Raw genomic sequence first — 22,700 nt, forward strand, 5'->3', positions numbered from 1 at the left:
GGATCCGGGGCGGGTGGTGATGTACCGGGGATTACGCCTCGAACGCGGGGATGTGCTGGGGTTCTTCCGAGTCATCTACTTCTTCGTGGAATCCCTGGCCGCACTGGCCCGCGTCCCCGCCGATCCCTGAGGGCGGCGGTGACCAGGCGGCCGCCGCTCACCCTCCAGACGGCCGACGTGTTCGGCCGCTCCGCTGGCCACCGTTCGCCTCCCACTCGGTCGGCGTGCCTGCCGTGACGGCGGGCGGCCACGCGCGGGTCAGCGGGCATCTCCCTGGAGGTGCTCCGTCGGTGGGTGGTGCGCCGCCGGCTTGCCGTACGAGCTAGCTGGGCTGTGCGGGTTTTCACCAAGCCCGCGCAGTGCCTCGAACCATACGCAGGTCCAACCTCAAGCCGGCCCAGCGCACCATCCGGAAGCCCCTGGGGGATCGACCCGAAGGTCAGCCCAGCACATCGCTCGGAACAGTGCGCGGGATCGGCCTCGGACCGACCCAGCACACGCCCCGGAACGTGCGCGCGTTCGGTCAGCCTCGGCCCATCGCGAGCAAACCCCCCGGAAACGTGTGCGGGTCGGCCCTGGGCGGACCCGCACACCTTCGGAACGGAGGGTGCGGGACGACCTCGGGCCGACCCCACACCATCGGAGCCGGACGGGGGCGGATCAGTCGCGGTGCAGCTTCCGGTACGTCACCCGATGCGGGCGGGCGGCGTCGGCACCCAGCCGCTCGACCTTGTTCTTCTCGTAGTCGGCGAAGTTGCCCTCGAACCAGAACCAGTTCGACCCTTCCTCCCACGCCAGGATGTGGGTGGCGATGCGGTCGAGGAACCACCGGTCGTGCGAGGTGATGACCGCGCAGCCCGGGAAGTCGAGCAGCGCGTTCTCCAGCGACGACAGCGTTTCGGTGTCGAGGTCGTTGGTGGGCTCGTCGAGCAGGAGGACGTTGCCGCCCTGCTTGAGGGTGAGCGCCAGGTTGAGCCGGTTACGCTCGCCGCCCGACAGCACCCCCGCCTTCTTCTGCTGGTCAGGGCCCTTGAACCCGAACGCCGCGATGTAGGCCCGCGACGGCATCTCCACGTTGCCGACCTTGATGTGGTCGAGCCCGTCGGAGACGACCTCCCAGACGTTCTTGGCCGCGTCGATGCCGCCACGGCTCTGGTCCGCGTAGGAGATCTTGACAGTGTCGCCGACCGTGAGAGAGCCGCTGTCGGGCGTCTCCCCACCCGTGATCATGCGGAACAGGGTCGTCTTGCCGACGCCGTTGGGGCCGATGATGCCGACGATGCCGTTACGGGGCAGGTCGAACGTCAGGTCCTCCATCAGCAGCCGGTCGCCGAAGCCCTTGCTGAGCCGATCCGTCTTGATCACCGTGGTGCCCAGGCGCGGCCCCGGCGGGATCTGGATCTCGTCGAAGTCGAGCTTGCGGTGCTTGTCGGCCTCGGCCGCCATCTCCTCGTAGCGCTGGAGACGGGCCTTGCTCTTGGTCTGGCGGGCCTTCGGGTTGGAGCGGACCCAGTCGAGCTCGTCCTCGAGGCGCTTCTTCCGCTTGACGTCCTTCTGCCCCTCGACCTTGAGCCGCTGCGCCTTGGCCTCCAGGTAGGTGGAGTAGTTGCCTTCGTACGCGTATGCCCGGCCCCGGTCGAGCTCCAGGATCCAGCCCGCGACGTTGTCGAGGAAGTAGCGGTCGTGGGTGACGGCCAGGACTGTCCCGGCGTACTTCTCCAGGTGTTGCTCCAGCCACTGCACGCTCTCGGCGTCGAGGTGGTTGGTGGGCTCGTCGAGCAGCAGCAGGTCGGGGGCCTCGAGGAGCAGCTTGCACAGCGCGACCCGGCGGCGCTCACCACCGGACAGCTTGCTCACCTCCGCGTCGGGCGGCGGGCAGCGCAAAGCGTCCATGGCCTGCTCAAGCTGGCTGTCGAGATCCCAGGCGTTGCGATGCTCAAGCTGGTCCTGCAGCTTGCCCATCTCTTCCAGCAACTCGTCGCTGTAGTCGGTGGCCATCTGCTCGGCGATGTCGTTGTAGCGCTGGAGCATCGCCATCGTCTCGGCGACGCCTTCCTGCACATTGCCGAGGACGGTCTTCTCCTCGTTGAGCGGGGGCTCCTGCTGGAGCATGCCGACCGTGAAGCCGGGCATGAGCTTGGCATCACCATTGGACGGCTGCTCCAGGCCGGCCATCATGCGGAGCAGCGTCGACTTCCCGGTGCCGTTCGGCCCCAGGACACCGATCTTGGCTCCGGGCAGGAACGACAGCGTGACGTCGTCAAGGACAACCTTGTCGCCATGCGCCTTGCGCACGCGCTGCAGCGTGTAGATGTACTCCGGCATGTCCTCTAGCTTAGGGGCTCCCAACCCAGGCTTCCGCCGCTCCTCCCGACTAAGCGGACGGCTCTTCGCGAGTCAGCGGAGGGCGTACGACCCGGCGGCCCCGGCAGACACCGCCGGACACAGCTCCCGTCACGCCCCCTCCTGTCCCTTTCGCTGTCCCTTTCGCTGTCCCTGAGTCCCTCGCCCCTCGCCCCTGTGGCTGTCGCCCGCTCTACCCTCACGAACAACGTCAGCCCCTGGCTTCCGGCGCATGTGTGATGGACAGCACGGGCGCACCTGGGCAACTCAGGTTAATCAGGACGTCCCAGGAGCAGGTCAGAGGCCGTGTCCTTTCCCTCGCTGGCCGACCAGGACTGGCCTTCTGACCGCAAAGAGCAGGTCAGAAGTGGCGTAATCACCTCGCGGGGCTAACCAGGACTGGCGTCCTGACCGCGAAGAGCGGGGGCATTGGGTGGCGCCACCCCCTCGTAGGGCAGGTCAGGAGTGGCCTTCTGACCTCGCAGGGCCGACCGGGAGCTCTCCCGGAGCCGCCCTGATCTCGCGGGGCCGACCGGGAGGTCCCGCAGAGCCGACCTGACCTCCCGGGGCCGACCCGGAGCTCTCCCAGAGCCGACCGGGAACTCTCCCAGAGCTGACCTGACCTCGCAGGGCCGACCCGGAGGTCCCGCAGAGCCGACCTGACCTGACCTCGCAGAGCGACCCCGGGAGGTCCCGCAGAGCAACCCCGGAGACAACGCCTTAACCCCACAGAACGGGTCATGGGCGGCATTCCAACCTCACAGAGCAGACCAGGGGTGGTGTCCATTTCTCTCGGAGTCGGTCAGGGGGTGGTGTCCTTGGGGAGAGAGCGTGGGGGTGGGGGTTGCGCCGTGGGGATGCAGACGCGGTCCCGGCCCAGCTCCTTGGCCCGGTAAAGGGCCAGGTCGGCGGCGGCCAGCAGGTCGATCAGGTCATCACCGTGCACGCTCATCAAGGCACCTCCCGCCGAGATGGTGACCCTGATCAGGGTGTCGTCGGCGGGGACAGCCATGTGGCCGATGTGGGTACGCAGGCGTTCGGCGACCCGGCGAGCCTCGTGGGCGTCGGCACCGGGCAGCAGGACAACGAACTCCTCTCCCCCGAACCTGCCCACCACGTCATAGTCACGTAGCTGGCTGCGCAATGTGCTGGCCACTCCGACCAGAACCTGGTCGCCGACCAGATGCCCGTGGGCGTCGTTGACGCGCTTGAAGTGGTCGATGTCGATGATCAGCAGGGCCAGTGCCTCTCCCGTGCGGCGCGCCCGGACGATCTCGGTGTCGGCCTCGCGTTGCCAGGCAGCGGCGTTCAGCAGGCCGGTCTTGGCATCCGTACGGGCGGCGGCCTGGAGCTGGGCGTGCAGGAGGCTACGTTGCAGCAGCACCACCGGCGGCAGCGCGAGCACCAAGAGAGCCAGGTTGAGACCGCAGCCGATCGAGACCGTGACGCCCAGGCAGAGCTCGACGATGTCGAGCAGCACGCTCTCCCTGTCCCACAGAACCTCCCGCCAGGGCATGTCAGGGTCGGCGGTGTGCGCGGCGATGGCGATGAGGCCGATGTTGAGCAGGGAGAAGAGCACGGCTGCCACCACAGCGAAGGTGATCGGCGCGCCGCTTCCCTTGGACAGCACCCACGGGTCGTCCACGAGATGGTGGAACATCACAGAAGCAGTGCATCCGGCCAGGCCGATGGCGGCCGAGCTGAACACCCGGCGGTAGAGGACCGTCGCTCTCACGCGTATCTGGAGCAGGACCTGGAGCACGATCGGCGCGAAAAGGGCATAGATCGGCGGCAGGAGCAGCGCCACCGGCAGCCACCAGGCCGACAGCAGATCCCGCGAGACTCCGGCCGGGACGCCCAGGCGTCTGGTGGCCTCTATGCAGACCATGCCGCACCCCATAAGGGCGGCAAAGGTCAGCAAATCTCGCAGGCGGAAGTCGGTGGACATCGCAAAAAGCAGAATCGCAAAGAGATCAAGAGCGACTATCGCGCACAAATAGACCACGAGCGGGCGACGTTGCCCAAGCAACGGCCAGCGCCCGGCCAGTGTTGACACAGCGTCGCGAGACTTGACCGAGGCGTGACTGGTCGCCGCCATCTCGTCTCCTCCCTGACTAACGATGTGTAACACAATAATTGCGGAGTGTGCGATGCGCGATGGGAACCGATACGTTGGCAGTGACCACACCTGCTCAATCCGTGAGCGGGCCGTGATGGAAAGGAGCAGCCATGGTTCGGGGCGTGGTATGGACCTGACAGGTGCTCTAGCCATCTGACACGGCGACACACCATCGGCCGCCCTCGGGGTGACATAGGGATTTTGGCCGGTGCCCCCCTCCCCCCCCCCTTTCGACTCAGCCTTCTGCCGCTTCTCCGGCTCCCTTCGCAGCCCATCCCTTCGCGGCTCGTGCACCTTCCGGCTCGTCCTCGGCATCTCCCCTTCGTTCCGGGTCGTCTGCCTGGCACTTCTCCCGCTCGCTCCCCATCGCGGGGCTTCTCTGCGCATCGCCTCCCTGCGCATCGCCTCCCCGCGCATCGCCTCCTGTCGCGTCACATGGCCGCACGCTCCGTCGCATCACATGTCCGCGCTTCCCGTCGCGTCGGCTGTCCGCGCGTCCCGTCGCGTCGCGAGTCCGCGCGTCCCCTTGCATCGCCCGTCCGCACGTCCCGCCGCGTCACATGTCCGCACGTAACGTCGCGTCACATATCCGCACGTAACGTCGCCTCACCTCGCCGTACAAGACCCGATCCCCTGCGGCAGGTCCCATCGCGCTCATCCCACACCGCTTCGGCGCGTCCCCGTCGCTCTGTGCGCCGTCCCCGCCGGCTGCCCCTCCGGCCGAGCCTGTGGCTTCGCTCCTGCTGAGCGACCCTTTTGCCGATGCCAGGCCGGGCTTTCGTTCTTTGGACGCTGCCAGCACCTGACTGCGCGACGCCCCCTGGACACTCGCCTTCGTGGTGCCCGCCCTTAGAGTGCTCACCTTCGGAGTGCTCACCTTCGGAGTGCCCGCCCGTGGGGTGCCCGCCTTCAGGGTGCTCACCTTCCGGGTGCCCATCCTCGGGGTTCCCGCCCTTCTGGGTGCCCATCCTCGGGGTACTCGCCCTTCTGGTGCTCCCTTTGGTGTGCTCCACCTTGGGAGTGCTCGCCCCCGGGATACTCGCCCTTCAGACGGTCCCCCCTCAAGGTGCGCCCACTTGGGAGTGCTCGACCCGGTTGTTCGCCGGGTTGTGGAGAGGGCGGCGCGGTGGCCCTCTCCACCGGTGCTTACGCCGCTACGCGCTCGTCAGCCAAGCCAGCCTGCTCGGCATCGCCGTCTCCCTCGGCGCCTCCAGCGCGAATGGGGTCGAGGTCGTCGGCGCCCAGGATGCGTACGGTGTCACCGTCGCCTCCCAAGGTGAGGATGTTGCCGCCATCCGGTCCCGTGGCACGAGTGTCACCGCCGCCCAGTTCCAGGGCGTTGGGGTTATCGCCTTCCGGTCCTGAAGCGTGAATGCTGTGGCTGTCCGGTCCCAAAGTGCGTACGGTGTCGTGATCGGCGCCTGGATGAGCCGTGCCGGGTGCGCTCTCTTGGCGGGCGAGGGGCCGGAACGTGCGTGAGCCCATCGCCCAGTCCCGGGTCTCCTCGTCGAGCTGGTCGCGCATCTCCTTGCTCATCGATCCCGCCCCGCCGGCCCGGTCCGGCTTGGTGAAGACACCGCTGCCCCAGCGCAGGTCGTGCCCCACTGCGCTGGCTTCGATCTCGGGCACGAAACGGCGGTCGCCCTCGGCGCCGAACTCACGGATGCGTAGTTTGCCCGACACGACCACCGGGTGGCCGGCACGTACTGAGGCAGCGACGTTGTCTCCCAGGGTGCGCCAGCAGCGGACCGTGAAGCAGACCCGATCGCCGTCGGTCCACTGCCCCGTCCTCTTGTCGAAGTAGCGATGCGAGCTGAACACCTTCAGCGAAGTGACCTTGCTGCCGTCGTCAAAGCTGTATTGCCGTGGCTCTGCTGCGACGTTGCCGGTGAGCGTGATGTAAATGTCGTTCATCCCGTGCCTCCCATGCGGCGGGCCGGCTGCCCGCGACCTGGGACTACGGTGCCGCGCGGAGGATGGGTGGCGAGCGTTGGAACGCGGTTCTGTGGATGAGCGCCCTGCCGTGGGCGGGGGTTGTGGACGAAGGCCCGCCCGACTGTCCAGTTCGCAACAACTGCCCAGATCGCAACATACGACAGCACGCCCATGGGACACCCGTCGCCGCGCGCTGACAAGCCGATGCGAGGTCCATCGCCACACAGTGACGAGCCGACGCGACGTGTATCCCCGCACGCCGACACGCCGGCGCCTCTGCATTCCCGCACGCCAACAGGCCGACAGGACAACGCGCATCGCCGCCCGTCAACGCACTGGCGCAACGTGCGTCGCCACGGATCGGTGCATTGGGGGTGCCCCGCATCACCGCATGTCGGCGGGCTGGGGCGAGGTGTATCACCGCATGTCAGGCGGACTGGGCGCCCCGTATCACCGGGCGTCGGCGGACTGGGCGCCCCGCATTACCGCACGCCGGCAGGCTGGACGCCCCGCGTCACCGCACGCCGACAGGCAAGGGCGACGTATATCGCCGCACCAGCCAAGCCCGTGGTGGGTCAGACCGACAAGTCCCGCATGGCCGTGTAGAACGCGTGGTGCCGGCCCAGCTCTCGCTCGACCGGCTCGACGACCATGGTCGCCGACACCGCCCCGACCCTGCGGCGCATCTCCCGTTCCAGTCGCTCCCGCTCCCGGGAGGCGCCCAGCTCGACGAAGTTGCGGGACGCGATTCCGGACAGCGCGCCCAACCCCAGGACAGAGGCCATCATGAGCCCCACCCACGGCAGCGTCGCGGTGTCCCCCAGCAGCTCGAGCGAGGCCGGGAGCTGGCCGGGCATGAGCAGGCCCACCGCCAGCCAGGCGATCCCGGCCACGAACGCGGCCACCAGGAAGTATTGCCACACCTTGAGCACCCGCCACCAGCCCGGCACCCGGTCGAGCTGCGGCGCGACCTCCGTGAGGTCCTCGGTCAGCGCCTGCGGGAGCTGACCGGAGCGGGACCTGGCCGCCTGCTGGACAGCCGTACGCCACACCGGGCTCATCCCCATGGACAGCCCGTCGGCGAGCGCCTGCACGGCGTTGGCCACCTCGGCCGACTGCGCGCTCACCGAGCTGGTCGAGATGCCGCGGATCTCCTCGCTCACATCTTCCAGGCGCAGGCTCTTGAGCGGGTCTGAGCGGAATTTGGCGAACCACCGCGGGTACGGCCAGCCGACCCACCGGCTCGACCGCTCCGCGTAGACGTTCTCCATGGCCTCACCCACGGCCGGTACGCCCACCGCGTCGCACAGCGCGTCCGTCAGCCCCATTCTGCGGGCCTCGTCGACCGACGAGGGAGCCGACAGCGCCTCGCCCAGCGGCATCGCCTGGCTGAGACGCTGCTCAAGCCGGTGAAGGTCGGCTTCGAGCTTCTGGATGGCGGCGCGCCTGCGAGCGACGGCGGTGGCGACGACGCTCTTGAGGCTCTCGACGCCCCGGCCGGTGAGCGCCGAGGTGGGAACCACGCTGGGGTGTTCGACGCCTTCGCGGCGCAGCAGGTCGTTGAGGTCGATGACCAGCTCGGCCAGCTCCTCCGCGGTCAGCCGGTCGGCCTGGTTGAGGGCGAACACGGTCACCGCCTCGTGCCCCGCCAGCTCCGTCACGTACCGCCGGTGCGTGGAGGCGTCGGCGTACTTCTGCGGGTCGAGCACCCACACCACCAGGTCGGCCAGCCCGATGAGCCGGTCGGCCTCGGTGTCGGTGAGCGCCCTGATCGAATCGTGGTCGGGCAGGTCGAGCAGGATCAGCCCGTGGAGCTGGCTGTCGCCCTTGTCGAGCGCGCTGGCTCGGGAGAACCGGTGCCGCCACTGGATCTGCAGCCAGTCGAGCAGCGGCCCCGCGCCCTCCAGGCCCCACACGCAGGCGTGGGTACGGGCGGTGGTCGGCCGGCGTACGCCGGTGGGCGACAGCTCCAGCCCCGAGATGGAGTTGAACAGCGACGACTTGCCGCTGCCCGTCCCGCCCGCGAGGGCGACGACGGTGTGCTCCGACGACAGCTTGAGCCGGTCGCCCGCACGCAGCAGCAGGCTGTTGGCCTCGTTGAGCAGCTTCTTGTCCAGGCGCCCCGGACCCAGCTCCACCACCTTGGTGAGCGCGGTCAGCTTCGGCGCGAGCCCCGGCTTGGTGGTCGTGGTGGTCATCGAGCGACCTCGAGGTTGTACGTTGCCTGGTAGAGGCGGGTCGCGACAGACTCGTCGGGAATGCCCGCGGAGTCGAGCGCTTGCACGTAACGCATGGCTTCCTCGTCGAACAGCATGCCTATCCTGGCTCGCAGGTCACTGAGCGCCTTGGCGCCGATTCCGCGCAACGACTCCGCGCCCAGCAGGGCGGTGACCAGCCGGTGCGGCACTCCTTCGCCGTTGGCGCCGCTGAACATCGCGACCGTGAAAATGAGGGACAGCGAATCGGGGTCGAACGACACCAGCTTCGACACCGACCGCTTGGCCACGCCTTCCGTGCGTACGAGCTCGCTCAGGTGCTCCTGCCAGGAGGCGATGGCGCGGTTGGTGAGGCGTACGAGATTGTCCGAGGGCCGGTCGAGGCCCTCGGCGAGGGTGGCGCCCAGCTCCGAGCGGTGCCGCCAGCGCGCGACCACCTCCTCGGTGGCGCGGTTCGCGGCGGCGACGATCACCGATTCGAGGCCCGTACGGATCGCGGCCTTGAAGGCCAGGACGCGCTCCGGCGCCTGCTTGGCCGCCCGGCCGCGCTTGCGCAGCTGCAGCGAGCGCATGAGATCTCCGGAGCCGGCGAAGTCCTGCCAGCGCGCCAGCACCTCGCCGTGGAGCAGCGAACCGTTCTTCGACGCCTTGTCGATCTCGCTGAGCGCGCCCAGGAAACAGGTCTCCACGTCGCTGCGCAGCTCCGCCCTGAACGCGACCTGCCCTTCCAGGTGCCTGGCCAGCGCGGGTACGCGGGTGCGGAAGCTGTCGAGCACGCCGTTCAGGGTCTCGCGTACGGCCTGCGCCCGGCGCTCCTCGTCCACCGAGAGCTCGGCCAGCCAGAGTCGCAGGTCGGTGACCTCGCTGTCGGGCAGCCTGCCGTCGGTGACCTTCGCCTCGTTGATGACGAACCTGTCGATGTCGCCGAGCCCGTATTCGGTCAGCATGCGGACGAAATGCTTCAGAACCACGTCGGCGGACTTGGGCTGCACCCGCGAGAGCACGATGGCGAGCCGGGCGCCGCGCTCCTTGGCGAGCCGCAGCAGGCTCCAGGCCGGGGCGTCGGCGTAGCGGGCCGCCGTGGTCACGAAGACCCAGAGGTCGGCCGCGTCGAGCATGCGGTGGGCGACGTCGTGGTGCTCCTCCACGACCGAGTCGATGTCGGGGGTGTCGAGCAGCGCGACGCCCTGGGGCAGCTTCTCGGTCGCGACCACGACCATGCTGCGCATCCCGGCCTCGGGCGAGGGCTTGTCCACGCGTTCGAGCCCGCCGAGCAGCGCCCCCTCCTCGAACCACTTGCGGTCGTCGGGGTGGCAGGCGAGCACGGGGGTGCCGGTGGTCGGGCGGCGTACGCCGGTGCGCGAGACGGTCTTCTCGGCGAGGGAGTTGACCAGGGTGGACTTGCCCGCCCCGGTCGAGCCCGCGATCACGATGAGAGCGGGGGCGGTGTTGGTCCGCACCCGGGGCAGTACGTAGTCCTCCAGTTGGGCCAGCAGGTCGGCCTGCGCGCTCCTGGCCTCGCTCGCACCGGGCAGGTCCAGGCCGAAGCGCAGGTCGGCGACGCTTTCACGCAGGGTGTCGAGCGCCGCTGTGAGCGCCTCCACGGCTTGCGGCGGCAGCGCCTCCGACCTGCCTGGCGCCGGGCGCTCAGCGCCGCTGCCGACGCCCGCCTGCTCAGCGCCGCTCCCGGCTTCTGCTCGCTCCGCACCGCCGCCGGCTTCCGGCCGCTCTGCGCCGCCGTCGGCATCCAGGGGCTCTACACCGTCGGCCTCCGGACGTTCTGCGCTGCCGTCCACCTGCTCGTGCGACTGGGCGTCGGCTTCAGGGTCGTCCTCGGGCGACGGTTCGCCGGACGGCTCGGGCTGCTCGCCAAGCTGGCGCCGAGCGGTTGGCTCCTCGTCGTCCGGCTGCTCCTCGACCGCCTGCGGGCCGGTCAACGCCTCGTCGGCCGGCTCGTCGTCCGTCGGCTGCGCATCGCCCGGCTCCTCATCGGCAGGAGCCTCCTGCTCGTCTCGCGGCTCTTCACCGAACGACTCCGCGCGGGACGGCTCCGCATGAAACAGGTCCACGCCGGAAGGCTCCGCGCCGGACGACTCCACCTCGACAAGCTCCACGTCGGTGGGCCCTGCGTCGGTGGGCCCTGCGTCGGTGGGCCCTGCGTCGGTGGGCCCTGCGTCGGCGGGCTTCCCCTCGACGGGCTTCTCGTCGGCGGGCCCCGCGTCGAACAGGTCCACGTCGGCAGGCCCGGCGCCGAACAGGCCCTCGCCAGCGGTCTTCGCGTTGGCAGGCCTCGCGTCGAACAGGCTTACGCCGGCAGGCCCCTGATCGGCGGGCTTCTGGCCGGTCAGTCTTTCGCCGGTGATCTCCTCGCCGACCGCCGCCTGGTCGTCGGCGTGCTCGGCCGCCGCGCCCTGGGCCGCCCGCTTGGCCTGCTCACCGGCTGTGGCGCGTTCCGTAAAAGCGGCGCTCGGCGTCGCCTCGTCCGACCCGGTTTCGGCGGCGGCACGCGCCGCACGCGCCTCCCGGATCGCCTTCGCGGCCTCCGCCGCGTGCACGGCCCGTCCGGCCAGGGTCTGTCCGGGTGAGCTCTGTCCGGGAGGGGTCTGCGGTGCGCCCGGCCCGCCCAGCGAGGCGGGCTTCACGAAAAGGGAGGGCCGCTCGGCGGCCTGCGGCTCCTCGGGCGCGGCGGGCTCCCGCAGGGCCCTCGGCTTCTCGAAAGCCGAGAACGCCTCACTTCCGGCAGCCGGAACGGGGCCCGAAACCGGCGGCCGACCTGCCCGGGAAGCCTGAGGCCGCCTCACCTCCAGCGCCGGCGGGCGCTCGGCGGCCGGCGACCGTCTGGCGCCCAGAGCCGGCGACGACTCGGGTGACCGCCCGGAGTCGGCGGCAGCCGGGTGCCCCGCAGCGGAGCCAGGCGAGCTGCCCGCGCCGGAGCCGGCCGGGCCGCCCCCGCCGGAGGCAGGTGGCTCCTCGGCACCGCCCGAGGCAGCGGCCGGTGGGTCGTCAGCGCCGTCCGAGACCGCGGCCGGGTCGTCGCGGGCGCCGCGCGCGTCCACCGCCTCCGGCTCCCCTCGGACGCCCTTGGCGTCGAAAGCGTCGAAGGCGTCGTCATCCGTCACCGCACGGAAGCTCAACGTCTGCTCCCCAGGCGACTCCGGTCGCCCGTCATCCATGGCCGTATTCACGGCAAGCGCTCCGCTCGAACCATCTCGACCTCCTGGCCGACCCTCACGACGTCACCGACGATCACGATCGCCGGCGGCCGGATCCCAGCCGCGGACACGCGGTCGGCCACGGTGGAAAGCGAAGCGGTGACCGCCCGCTGGGTCGGAAGAGTACCGTCCTGTACCACCATTACGGGAGTATCCGGGGAACGTCCGTCTCGAAGGAGTGCCTCGGCCACCTTCGCCAGCCGCTCGACGGCCATCATCAGCACCAGCGTGCCCTGGGAACGAGCCAGCCCGGGCCAGTCGACAGTGGACTTGGGGTCGTCGGGCGCCACGTGCACGGAGATCACGTGGAACTCCTGGCTGACCCCCCGATGGGTCACCGGCACACCGGCCGCGGCGGGCACCGACACGGCGCTCGTGATGCCCGGCACCACCAGCACCGGGATGCCCGCCTGGGCGCAGGCGATCATCTCCTCGCCGCCGCGCCCGAACACGAACGGGTCGCCGCCCTTGAGCCGGACCACGAACTTGCCCTGCCTGGCGCGGTCCACGAGCAGCTCGTTGATCGTCTCCTGGGACAGCGAGCGGCCGTAGGGCACCTTGGCAGCGTCGATCAGCTCGACGTCGGGCGCGAGCTCGTCGAGCAGGCTGCGGGGCGCGAGCCGGTCGGCGACGACCACGTCGGCCTGGGCCAGGAGCTGGCGGCCGCGTACGGTGATCAGCCCGGGATCGCCGGGGCCGCCGCCGACCAGGGCCACTCCGACCGGTTTGGTGCGGTTGCGGCGGGCATCGACGGTGCCGTCACGCAATGCCCCGACGACCGCGTCCCTGATGCCGGCCGCCCGGCGCGGGTCGCCGCCCGCGGTGACGGCCACGCTGATCTCGTCGACCCGCCCGGTGGCGGGCGTCCAGGCGGCCGAGGCGTCCTTGTCGTCGGCTCGCACGCACCACACGCGTTTGGCCTCCGCCTCGGCGGCGACCGCCGTGTTGACGGATCTGTCGTCGGTGCAGGCCTGTACGAGCCAGGCCCCGTCGCAGTCGCCGACCTCGTAGGGGCGGGCGTGCCAGGTGACCCGGCCCGCCGCGATCAGGTCGTCGAGGGCGGGCGTGACACCCGGCGACACGACGGTGACCTCCGCACCGGCCTCTAGCAGCGCGGGAACGCGCCGCTGGGCGACACGGCCGCCACCCACGACGAGGACCCGGCGGCCGGAAAGCCGCAGGCCGAGGAGGTAGGGGCCCATGGGGGGAATCTCCCGTTCGCGAAGGTTGTGTTAAGAGGTAAACCTACCGGCTCTCACTGTGTCATTTGCTGCGCACACGTTAACGCCCGTCGAGAAGCGGCTGCCGGGGATCCCAGCGAGGCCCGCCCTCATCGTCCTTACGGCGTCTGGCCATCGCTGACAGAGCCTCAAGGATAACGCGGTTCCCGAGGTAGGCGGTGATGTCCGCGTGATCGTACGGTGGCGCCACCTCGACCACCTCCATGCCGGCCACGGGCAGCTCGTAGCAGATCCTGCGCACGGAATCGAGGAGCTGCCTGGCCGACAGCCCGCCGGGCTCGGGCGTGCCGGTGCCGGGCGCGTGCCCGGGGTCGCAGACGTCGATGTCGACGGACAGGAAGATCTGGTCGCACTCGTCGAGCGCGATCCCGAACGACTCCGTCAGGCACTCCTCCAGGCCGCGGGCCACGATCTCGGTCATCTCGTAGGAGCGCATGTTCTGCTCGGCCATCCAGCCGAGCGTCTCGGGCTCCGGCCAGTAGCCGCGCAGCCCGATCTGCAGGAACCTGTCGCCGCGGATGGCCCCGGACTCGATGAGCCGCCGCATCGGCTGGCCGTGGCCGTAGAGGTGGCCGAACGCGATGTTCCCCGTGTCGGCGTGCGCGTCGAAGTGGATCATCGAGGTACGGCCGGCCGCGTGCGCCCTGGCGGTGCCGCGGGCGTCGGGCAGCGCCACGGTGTGGTCGCCGCCGAGCACCAGCGGGATCGCCCCCGAGGACGCGATGCGGTGCACGGCCTCCTCGATGGCCGCCAGCGAGCCCTCGACGTCGCCCGAGTAGCACTCGACGTCACCCGCGTCCAGCACCCGCAGGTCCTTGAGCGCGTCCACGCGCAGCGCCAGGCTCGGCCTGGAGCCGTCATGGGGCAGGTAGCAGGCCTGGCGCAGGGCCATCGGGCCGAACCTGGCGCCCGGCCTGTTCGAGGTCCCGCCGTCGAAGGGGGCGCCGATGATCACCACATCGGCGTTCTCGTAGCTGGCGGGGTCGCCTACGTCGCAACGGTCCACGCCGAGGAAAGTGACATCCGGGCCGTACATGGGGCCGTAACGGGACACTGCCTCACCTCCAGTGTCCCCATCATCACACGGGCTTTTCCGTCACTCCCGCCGAGTCGAACGTGGCCACGTCGTGCATCACGCGCACGGCCGCGCAGACCATCGGGTGGGCGAGCAGGCCGCCGGTGCCCTCGCCGAGCCGCAGCTCCAGATCCACCAGCGGGCGCAGCCCGAGATGGGTCAGCGCGGCGGCGTGGCCGGGCTCAGCCGAGCGGTGTCCCGCCACGCAGTGGTCGGTCACGGCCGGGTCCAGGGCGGCGGCCACGAGCGCGGCGGCGCCCGCGATGACGCCGTCGAGGATCACCGGCACGCGGGCCGCCGCGCCGCCCAGGATGAAGCCGGCGAGCGCCGCGTGCTCGAACCCGCCGACGGCGGCCAGCGCCCGCAGCGCCTCGCTGGGCGGCGAGCCCGAGTCGATGAAGCCGACGAGACCGTTCACCCGCAGGGACTCGCGGACGATGTCCACCTTGCCGTGGTACATCGCGTCGTCGATCCCGGTGCCCCTGCCGGTCACGTCGGCCGGGTCCTTGCCGGTGAACACGGAGATCAGCGCGGCCGACGCGGTGGTGTTGGCGATGCCCATGTCGCCGGTGATCAGGCAGCGCGCGCCCTCGGCGATCAGCCCTCTGGCCACGACGATGCCTGCCTCCAGCGCCCTGACCGCCTGGTCGACGGTCATCGCGGGCCCCTGGGAAAGGTCGTCGGTGCCGTGCGCGATCTTGCGGATGACCAGGCCGGGCGCCTCGGGCAGGTCGGCGGCGACGCCGACGTCCACCACGGTCACCGTCACGCCCGCCTGGGCTGCGAAGGCGTTGGCGACCGCGCCGCCGGCCAGGAAGTTCGCCACCATCTGCACCGTGACCTCCTGCGGCCACGGGCTGACGCCGCGGGCGTGCACGCCGTGGTCGGCCGCGAAGATGGCCAGCGCGGCCGGCTCGGGCATGGGCGGCGGGCTGGCGCCGGCCGCCCCCGCCAGGCGGATCGCGACCTCTTCCAGCACGCCCAGCGAGCCGCGGGGCTTGGTGAGACGATCTTGGTGTGCGCGGGCCTCGGCGAGCGCCCGCGGGTCGGCGGGACGGATCGCGGCGAGCGTCTCTGCCAGCACGGCAACCTCCACTTACGGTACGAGTTGGAGCGCTTCCTCATATCGGTCGATCACGACGTCTGCCAGGATCTCGCAGTCGCCGATCACCTCGGCGCATCGGATGTCGAGGTCGGGGTGCCCGGCGCCGTAGGCCAGCGCCTGCGCCCACACGCGTTCGAGCAGGCCGCCCGCGAACAGCAGGTACGGCACCACGATCACGCGCTTGGCCCCCAGGCGCCGGCAGCGCTCGAGCCCTCCGGGAACCCCCGGCGGGGTGACCGACACGAACGCGGTCTCGACCGTCATGAAGTCGTAGGCGTGCGTCTCCCAGAACAGCCGGGAGACGCGGTGGATCTCGGCGTTGGCCGCGGCGTCCGTGGAGCCCTCGCCGACCAGGACGACCGCGGTCTCCCCCGGCTCGACGTGCACGGGATGGTCCTCGACCGGCAGCGAGTCGACGGCGCGCAGCCGGGGCCTGGCGCCGGCCAGTTCGAGCGCGCGCGGCTTGAGTATCTCGGCGGCGGCCTCGTTGAGCCGCTCGGCCAGCAGCGCGAGCACGCGCGGGTCGGGGCCGAGCGGGCGGCCGTAGTCGTACATGAGGGTGGGGTGACGCTGCTGTTCGAGCGCCATCGCGGCGGGGGCCTCCTCCACCATGCTGCTCAGGCTGAGCGGCAGGGCCACCAGGCGGTGGTGCCCCCTGGCGACCAGGGAGGCGACGGAGTCGCTCAACCGGGGCGTGGCCCGCTCCAGGTATCCGCCGGAGACGTCGGCGCCCGTCTGGTCGAGCCGGCAGCGCAGCCGGTGTACGAACCTGCCGAACTCCGCGGCGTAGGCGTCGTCTTGTGAGCCCTGCCCGATCAGCAGGAGCGGCGGCTTCATTGTGAGCGATTCTCCGGTGCACTAGACAAAGTCACGCGAGGATAACCGATGCGCACCGGTAGGGAACAGGTCACGCTGTGTGCGCAGGCGTCGCATGCACCACGAACACGGGGTCAGAGGCGCTCAAGGCGTGCGAGCCGTCGGGGTCGAGCGTGAGCCTGGAGGCCAGGATCTGGGTGCCCTCGCCCCGGTAGCCCTGCTCGCGCAGCCGGGCCAGCACCGAGGAGACCTGCTCGATCTTCTTGACCGTGCACACGAGCGTGCGCGGCCTCCGGGCGGCGCAGGCGACGACCACGTCAGGGCCGCCGCCGCCCACGTAGACGGCGTCGGGCTCGGGCAGCGGCTCCAGCGCGGGCGGCGCCTGGCCCCTGGTGAGAGCCACTTTGACGCCGTGGCGGAGCACGTTGGCGCGCAGCTCGGCGCAGAGCCGCTCGTCGCGTTCGACGGCCATCACGGCCGCGCCCATCCTGGCGCACTCGACGGCGATCTCGCCGGCGCCCGCGCCGACGTCCCAGACCAGGTCGCCGAGCCGCGGTCCCAGCTTGGCCAGGATGAACGCCCTGACCTCCGCCGGGAGCGCGTTCTCGAACGGCAACGCCCACTCGGCGGGACCCGGCTGCGCGCCCGCCACCCAGCCGGGCTCCTTGGGCTGGTGCAGCGGGTCGACGACGAGGACCACGTCAGGGTCCTTCCACGGCCTGGTCGTGGCCTCGCCCATGCGGCTGTGCGTGACCCGCTCGTCGGGGCCGCCGAGGTCCTCGCAGACGATCAGCGCGCGCGGCGTGGTCGGCGCCAGCTCCCTGGCGATCTCGCCGGGGCCGACGCCCGGTGCGACGAGGAGCGCGACCTTGGGGTGCGCGCGGCAGGCGTTCACGACCCGGTTGAGCTGGGCGGGGCCGGACGGGGCGACGACGAGCGCGTCCTCCCAGTTGAGCCCGGCGCAGGCGAAGGCGCGGGTGACGAGCGAGGTGGCGGGCAGCACGTCCGGGTTGAGGCCGTGTGAGCGTAATGTGCGCACGACGCCGAAGAAGCCGGGATCGCCCTCGGCGAGCACGACGGCGGGGCCTTCGCCGTGTTCGAGATGGTCGTCGAGCGCCTGCAGCAGCGCCCCGTCGGCCGCGGTCGGCGCGGCGAGCCTGAGCTGCCCCAGAATGGCGTCGGGTCCCACGACCAGCCTGGCCTCGTGCAGCCGGTCCACCGCCCTGGCCGAGAGCTCGGATCCGTCCCAGCCGACCACCGTGATCATGCGCCTCACCGTCCTCACCTCAAGGGTGACGGCTGCGGAGTGCTTTCACAAAGGGGTGCGAAGGTCAGGACGGCATGTCCTGAGGCCGTGAACGCCACGCGCGCTCAGGGCAGGTCGGCCGGGATGAGGCTGTAGACGACCAGGTCCTCGCCGCCGAGACCGGCGCGGGCGACGCCCTCGCGCAGGAAGCCGGCCTTCTCCGCGACCCGCTGGGAGGCCACGTTCCCGACGACCGCGCGCAGCTGGATCCTGGCGAACCCCTGCTGCTCGAACATCCAGCGGGCGATGGCCGCCACCGCCTCGCCCGCGTAGCCGTGGCCGCGGGCCCAGGGCGCGGTCATGTACCCGACCTCGGCCGTCCGGTTGTCCCAGTCGAGATCCCTGAGGTCCACGTTCACGGCGTATCGGCCGGTCTCCGACACCTCGCCGGTCCAGCCGACGCCCGCGCCCCTCGTCCGCATGCGTTCCACATGGTCGATGTAGGCCACGGCGTGCGCTTCGGTGTAGTCGCGCGGGACGCCCGCCTGGGCCTGGGTGAGCGGGTCCGCGCAGGTGGCGGCCAGGTGGGGGACGTCCGCGAGGGTGTGGGGGCGCAGGAGCAGCCGCGGGGTACGCAGCTCCGCCCTGGGCACGGAGTCGGCGGGCGACCGGCTGTCGTCGCGCAGCAGCCCGAAGATGACCAGGTCGTGCGGGCCGTCCACCTCCATGACCGCGTCGCGCAGCACGCCCTCCCAGGTGAAGCCCGCTTTGTGGGCCACGCGGAGCGAGGCCAGGTTGTCCAGGTTGGCCGTCAGGTCGATCCTGCGCAGCCCCGCGGTCTCGAACGCCCAGCGGGTCAGCCCGCGCACCGCCTCGGTGGCGAAGCCGCGGCCCCGGTAGTACGGGTGCACGCCGTACCCGACCTCGGTGGTGCGCGTGCTCCACGAGGTCTTGAACAGGCTGATGGCGCCCACGATCAGGCCGTCGGCGTCCGTCATGGCCAGGTGCACCCCCTGCCCCGAGCGGCTCAGCTCATGCACGCCGCGCGAGAGCCACTGGGCGATGCCCGAGGTCTTGGCGGGAGCGCCCGGCGGGAGGAACCGGACGCCGGACTTCACGATGGACCGGATCCTGGGCGTGTCCCGGGGGCCGAACGGCCGCAGTGTCAGCCGTTCCGTGGCGATGTTCACATCGAGGTCGAACACGGTCGGCAGGGTACACAGCGGCGATGTTTGCCCACGAAAGCGGGGGTAGGGGCGCCTTTGAGAGGAGTGAGGGAACTATGGAACGTGGGAGCGACAAGCACAACCCCCGCTTGGACGATCAGCAGAAGCATGAGACCGAAGGCCTGATCCGCGGCGGTGGCACCACGCACGCCGAGGAATGGAAAGAGCCCGAGGCCATGCCCGCGCCCGGCGAGGAGTCCCTGCAGTCGTACCCCCCAGGACACGCACCCGGCACACCCGAGGGCATCACGGCGGAAGGCGTCGACGTCCGGAGCGATCTTGCCAAATGGCTCAGCGATGCCCATTGGCCTGCGTCCAAGGACGAGCTGGTGCGACACGCCGAGCAGGTGGACGCGCCCGACCCGGTGGTGAGCATGGTGGACTCCCTCCCCGATCGCCGCTACGCCAACGTGGCGGAGGTGGCCAAGTCCCTCGGCCTCGGCGTGGAGAACAGGAGGTGGTGAGCGGTGCGGCTCGACTTCATCAGGCCGCTGTACGAGCGGCGGGGCCCGTACGCGTCGGTGTACCTGGGCGCGCTCACCGGCGCTGAGCGGGTGACGCACTGGCACAGCGTGCGCGACCAGCTCCACCGGCTCGACCACGTCGACAAGGCCACGCTGGAGGCCCTGGAGGAGGAGGCGACCGAGGCCGCCGCGGGGCGGGCGCTGTTCGCCACGCACGGGGACGTGGTGCTGGCCGAGTCGCTCGAGCGGCCGCCGTACGAGCAGGCGACCTGGTCGCCGTTGCCGCACATCACGCCCATGCTCATGCAGCGCGGCGAGAACGTGCCGCACATCCGCGTCATCGTGGACCACGCGGGGGCGGAGGTGACGGTGTTCGGGGGCGGCTCGCCGCGCAAGGCCACCGTCGAGGCCGAGACGTGGCCGCTGCAGAAGACCGCGCAGGGCGGCTGGTCGCAGAAGCGGTACGAACGCGCCGTGGACGAGACCTGGGAGCGGAACGCGGTCGCCGTCGCGCACGAGATCGACGAGCAGGTACGCCGCATCGGCGCCGAGCTGGTCGTGGTGGCCGGCGAGCCGAAGTCGCGCTCGTACCTGCTGCACCATCTCGGCACCAAGTCCGCGGACCGGGTGATGATGGTCGAGCACGGCAGCCGCGCCGACCACGGCCAGTTCGAGGAGGACGTGGAGCGAGCGCTCGACGACTGGCTGGAGCGCAGGCGCGCCGAGCTGGTCGAGCGGCATGCGGAGTCCGGGGGGCCCACCGGGATGTCCAGGGTGGCCCAGGCCCTGCGGGAGGGCAGGGTGCACGCGGTGCTCTCGCCGGGCGAGCTCGCGCGCAGGGTGTGGATCGGCGAGAACGGCGGCACCCAGGTCGCCACCGACCCGGCCGAGCTGCGCCGCTGGGGCGTGGCGGAGCCGATCGCGGAGCGCTCGGACTCCGCCCTGGCCAGGGCCGCCGCGATGACGGACGCGGAGCTGTGGTTCACCGACCGCGTCCCGGACGTGGCGGCCGTGCTCAGGTACTGATGATCACTTCGAGCGTCCTCGGGCCGTGCACGCCTTCGACCCGGTTCAGCTCGATGTCGCTGGTGGCGGAGGGTCCGCTGATCCAGGTGAGGGGGCGCGCCGGGTCGAGCCTGGCGATCGCCTCGGGCACGCCCGCGACGATCTGATCGGCCCTGACCACGCACAGGTGGTAGTCGGGGACCAGGGTCTGGGCCCTGGTGCCCTGGCCGGCGCCGTGGTCGAGGACGATCGTGCCGGTCTCGGCGATGGCCACGGCGCAGCTCGTGATCACGCCGTCGGCGTCGTCCAGGCCGCCGGCCTCGTCGAGCGAGCCGGGGCCGGCGAAACCGTCCGGGACGATCATGCGGCGGTCGCCGGCGCACTCGGCGATCCTGGCGGGGACGTCCGCCGCCGGGATCACGTGCACGATCGCCCGGTAGTCGTCCACCCGCTCGGCGAACAGGCCGACCAGGTCCTCGACGTGCCGTTCCGTCCGGTAATCGCGTGGGATCTCCACGTCGTCCGCGCCTGCGACCGCCGTGGCGATCCTGGCGAGAATCTCCTCACGCGCGCTCATTCCGCTCCCACCAGTCTCTGAAGGATTCTTCCGGGATCTCGGGCAGGTCCCTGGTGTCGGTCCACGCCGACAGCGGCCCCGGCAGGCGTCTCGGCACCAGCTTGCGCAGGCGGGTGGCCGCGCGCTGGGCCTTGGCCAGCCGTTCGTGGTCGTTCAGAATCCAGCCCGCCACCTTCATGCCGGCCCGCTCGGCCGCCGCGTGCGGGGCCTTGGCCCGCAGGTCCACCAGCACCTCGGGGATGTCGATGGCGACCGGGCACACGTCGTAGCAGGCGCCGCACAGGCTGGAGGCGAACGGCAGCGAGGCGTCCAGGTCCGAGGACATGCCCCTGAGCTGCGGGGTGAGGATCGCGCCGATCGGACCCGGATAGACCGAGCCGTACGCGTGCCCGCCGGCCCGCTCGTACACGGGGCACACGTTCAGGCAGGCCGAGCAGCGGATGCAGCGCAGCGCCTGGCGGCCCACCTCGTCGGCGAGCACGTCGGTGCGGCCGTTGTCGAGCAGCACCAGGTGGAAGTCCTGGCCTTCGACCGCGCCCGTCCACATGCTCGTGTAGGGATTCATCCGCTCGCCGGTGGAGCTCCTCGGAAGAAGCTGGAGGAACACCTCCAGATCCCGCCACGACGGCAGCAGCTTCTCGATCCCGACGACGCTGATGAGGGTCTCGGGGAGGGTCAGGCACATGCGGCCGTTGCCCTCGGACTCCAGGACGACCAGCGTGCCGGTCTCGGCGATCATGAAGTTGGCGCCGGAGATGGCGACCTTGCTCTTGAGGAAGCGCTCGCGCAGGTGCAGCCGGGCCGCCTCGGCCAGGGCCGGCGGGTCGTCGGTCAGGTTCTCCGGGACCTTGGGCATCTTGTCGAGGAAGATCTCGCGGATCTCCGACCTGTTGCGGTGGATCGCGGGGACCAGGATGTGGCTGGGGAAGTCGTCGCCGAGCTGGACGATCAGCTCGGCCAGGTCCGTCTCGTACGCGGTGATGCCCTGCTCGGCCAGCGCCTGGTTGAGGTCGATCTCCTGCGTGGCCATCGACTTGACCTTGACCACCTCGGTCTCGCCGGTGGCCTTGACCAGCCCCGCGACGATGCGGTTGGCCTCGGCCGCGTCCCTGGCCCAGTGGACGGTGCCACCGGCCGCGGTCACGGCCTCCTCCATCCGGATCAGATAGCGGTCGAGGTTGCGCAGCGTGTGGTCCTTGATGGCCTTGCCGGCCGCGCGCAACTCCGGCCAGTCGGGCAGCTCGCCGACGACGCCGGCCCGCTTGCCGCGGATGGTGTGCGTGGCCTTCCTGAGGTTGTAGCGCAGCTGCGAGTTCTGTACGGCCGCCGCGGAGTTCTCCGGGAAGCTGCCGGGCATGCCGAGAAAGGTCGCGCTCATTGGGCCTCCTCCGTCGCCGCGAGGATCTCGGCCAGGTGCATCGTCCTGACTCCGCTCTTCTGGCGGCTCAGCGTGCCGCCGATGTGCATCAGGCACGAGTTGTCGGCCGCGCACAGCACCTCGGCGCCCGTGTCCAGGATGTTGCGGGCCTTGTCCGTGCCCATCGCCGCCGAGACCGCGGGGTTCTTGACCGCGAACGTGCCGCCGAAGCCGCAGCACTCCTCCGCGCCGCCGAGGGGCACCAGCTCCAGGCCGCGGACGTTCTGGAGCAGCCTGGTGGGCCGGTCGCCCAGGCGCAGGCCGCGCAACGAGTGGCACGTCGGGTGATATGTCACCCGGTGCGGGAAATATGCGCCGACGTCATCAGTCTTCAGGACGTCGATCAGGAACTCGGACAGCTCGTACACCCTCGGCGTGAGCTCGGCGATCGCCGCCGCACCCTTGCTGCCCGGCTTGGCCAGCTTGGGGTACTGCTCGCGCACCATGGCGGCACACGAGCCCGACGGCGCGACGACGGCGTCATAGCCGGCGAACACCTCGGTGAAGTGCCGCGCCAGCCGTACGCCCTCCTCGCGATAACCGGTGTTGACGTGCATCTGCCCGCAGCACGTCTGGGCGGCGGGGAAGTCCACGTCGCAGCCGAGCCTGCGCAGGAGCGACACGACGGCCTTGCCCGTGCCGGGGAAGAGCGTGTCGTTCACACACGTGATGAACAGGGCGACTCGCACGACTCTCCTTCCAA

The 22,700-nt window shown here is 70.8% G+C and carries 16 protein-coding genes; 2 read left to right on the top strand and 14 right to left on the bottom strand.

Translation table 11 applies throughout. From position 1 onward, the window contains the following. Positions 1-660 precede the first annotated feature (660 nt). The 11 genes from ettA to ETD85_RS13045 form a co-directional block, all read right to left on the bottom strand. Entirely contained in the window at positions 661-2,325 is a 1,665-nt protein-coding gene (ettA, locus tag ETD85_RS12995) for an energy-dependent translational throttle protein EttA (protein ID WP_138689926.1), read from the bottom strand. 820 nt (positions 2,326-3,145) lie between these two features. Continuing rightward, positions 3,146-4,231 (bottom strand): GGDEF domain-containing protein, encoded by a 1,086-nt coding sequence (locus tag ETD85_RS13000; RefSeq protein WP_240779120.1) that lies wholly within the window; start codon positions 4,229-4,231, stop codon positions 3,146-3,148. Between the two features lie 1,377 nt (positions 4,232-5,608). After that, on the bottom strand, positions 5,609-6,376 hold the full coding sequence (locus tag ETD85_RS13005; RefSeq protein WP_170246650.1) for a single-stranded DNA-binding protein: 768 nt from the start codon (positions 6,374-6,376) through the stop codon (positions 5,609-5,611). A gap of 596 nt (positions 6,377-6,972) precedes the next feature. Continuing rightward, positions 6,973-8,595: a GTP-binding protein gene (locus ETD85_RS13010; RefSeq protein WP_138689929.1), complete on the bottom strand. Its 1,623-nt coding sequence runs from the start codon at positions 8,593-8,595 to the stop codon at positions 6,973-6,975. After that, the gene (locus tag ETD85_RS64620; protein WP_240779121.1) at positions 8,592-11,732 is read right to left on the bottom strand and encodes a dynamin family protein; all 3,141 of its coding nucleotides are present in this window, start codon (positions 11,730-11,732) and stop codon (positions 8,592-8,594) included. Before ETD85_RS64620 ends, ETD85_RS13010 begins: the two co-directional genes overlap by 4 nt. Positions 11,733-11,794: 62 nt before the next feature. Then, a complete protein-coding gene (cobA, locus tag ETD85_RS13020; protein WP_138689930.1) occupies positions 11,795-13,027 on the bottom strand; it encodes a uroporphyrinogen-III C-methyltransferase in 1,233 nt (410 codons plus the stop codon). A gap of 79 nt (positions 13,028-13,106) precedes the next feature. Continuing rightward, positions 13,107-14,120, bottom strand: coding sequence for an agmatinase (gene speB, locus ETD85_RS13025; protein WP_138689931.1), 1,014 nt, complete (start codon positions 14,118-14,120; stop codon positions 13,107-13,109). Positions 14,121-14,145: 25 nt separating this feature from the next. Then, entirely contained in the window at positions 14,146-15,225 is a 1,080-nt protein-coding gene (cobT, locus tag ETD85_RS13030; protein ID WP_138689932.1) for a nicotinate-nucleotide--dimethylbenzimidazole phosphoribosyltransferase, read from the bottom strand. Between the two features lie 12 nt (positions 15,226-15,237). Continuing rightward, the gene (locus tag ETD85_RS13035) at positions 15,238-16,083 is read right to left on the bottom strand and encodes a sirohydrochlorin chelatase (protein WP_138689933.1); all 846 of its coding nucleotides are present in this window, start codon (positions 16,081-16,083) and stop codon (positions 15,238-15,240) included. 70 nt (positions 16,084-16,153) lie between these two features. After that, the gene (locus tag ETD85_RS13040; RefSeq protein WP_138689976.1) at positions 16,154-17,329 is read right to left on the bottom strand and encodes a bifunctional cobalt-precorrin-7 (C(5))-methyltransferase/cobalt-precorrin-6B (C(15))-methyltransferase; all 1,176 of its coding nucleotides are present in this window, start codon (positions 17,327-17,329) and stop codon (positions 16,154-16,156) included. 104 nt (positions 17,330-17,433) lie between these two features. After that, on the bottom strand, positions 17,434-18,513 hold the full coding sequence (locus tag ETD85_RS13045; protein ID WP_138689934.1) for a GNAT family N-acetyltransferase: 1,080 nt from the start codon (positions 18,511-18,513) through the stop codon (positions 17,434-17,436). A 77-nt stretch (positions 18,514-18,590) separates the two neighbouring features. Here ETD85_RS13045 and ETD85_RS13050 point away from each other — a divergent pair, with 77 nt between their 5' ends. Both ETD85_RS13050 and ETD85_RS13055 read left to right on the top strand, forming a co-directional pair. After that, a complete protein-coding gene (locus tag ETD85_RS13050) occupies positions 18,591-18,998 on the top strand; it encodes a DUF2795 domain-containing protein (protein ID WP_138689935.1) in 408 nt (135 codons plus the stop codon). 3 nt (positions 18,999-19,001) lie between these two features. Continuing rightward, entirely contained in the window at positions 19,002-20,024 is a 1,023-nt protein-coding gene (locus ETD85_RS13055) for a baeRF2 domain-containing protein (RefSeq protein ID WP_138689936.1), read from the top strand. Here the strand turns inward: ETD85_RS13055 and ETD85_RS13060 are convergent. Genes ETD85_RS13060 through ETD85_RS13070 form a run of 3 tightly spaced genes read right to left on the bottom strand, consistent with a single transcriptional unit; the run spans position 20,014 to position 22,686 of the window. Further along, on the bottom strand, positions 20,014-20,580 hold the full coding sequence (locus ETD85_RS13060) for a LutC/YkgG family protein (RefSeq protein WP_138689937.1): 567 nt from the start codon (positions 20,578-20,580) through the stop codon (positions 20,014-20,016). The two genes, ETD85_RS13055 and ETD85_RS13060, sit on opposite strands and share 11 nt — an antisense overlap. Next, on the bottom strand, positions 20,567-21,958 hold the full coding sequence (locus ETD85_RS13065; protein ID WP_138689938.1) for a lactate utilization protein B: 1,392 nt from the start codon (positions 21,956-21,958) through the stop codon (positions 20,567-20,569). Before ETD85_RS13065 ends, ETD85_RS13060 begins: the two co-directional genes overlap by 14 nt. Further along, positions 21,955-22,686, bottom strand: a complete 732-nt coding sequence (locus tag ETD85_RS13070) for a (Fe-S)-binding protein (protein ID WP_138689939.1) — start codon at positions 22,684-22,686, stop codon at positions 21,955-21,957. The genes ETD85_RS13065 and ETD85_RS13070 overlap by 4 nt, the downstream gene beginning before the upstream one ends. Positions 22,687-22,700 lie beyond the last annotated feature (14 nt).

It is taken from the genome of Nonomuraea zeae (assembly GCF_005889725.1).
Classification (GTDB): domain Bacteria; phylum Actinomycetota; class Actinomycetes; order Streptosporangiales; family Streptosporangiaceae; genus Nonomuraea; species Nonomuraea zeae.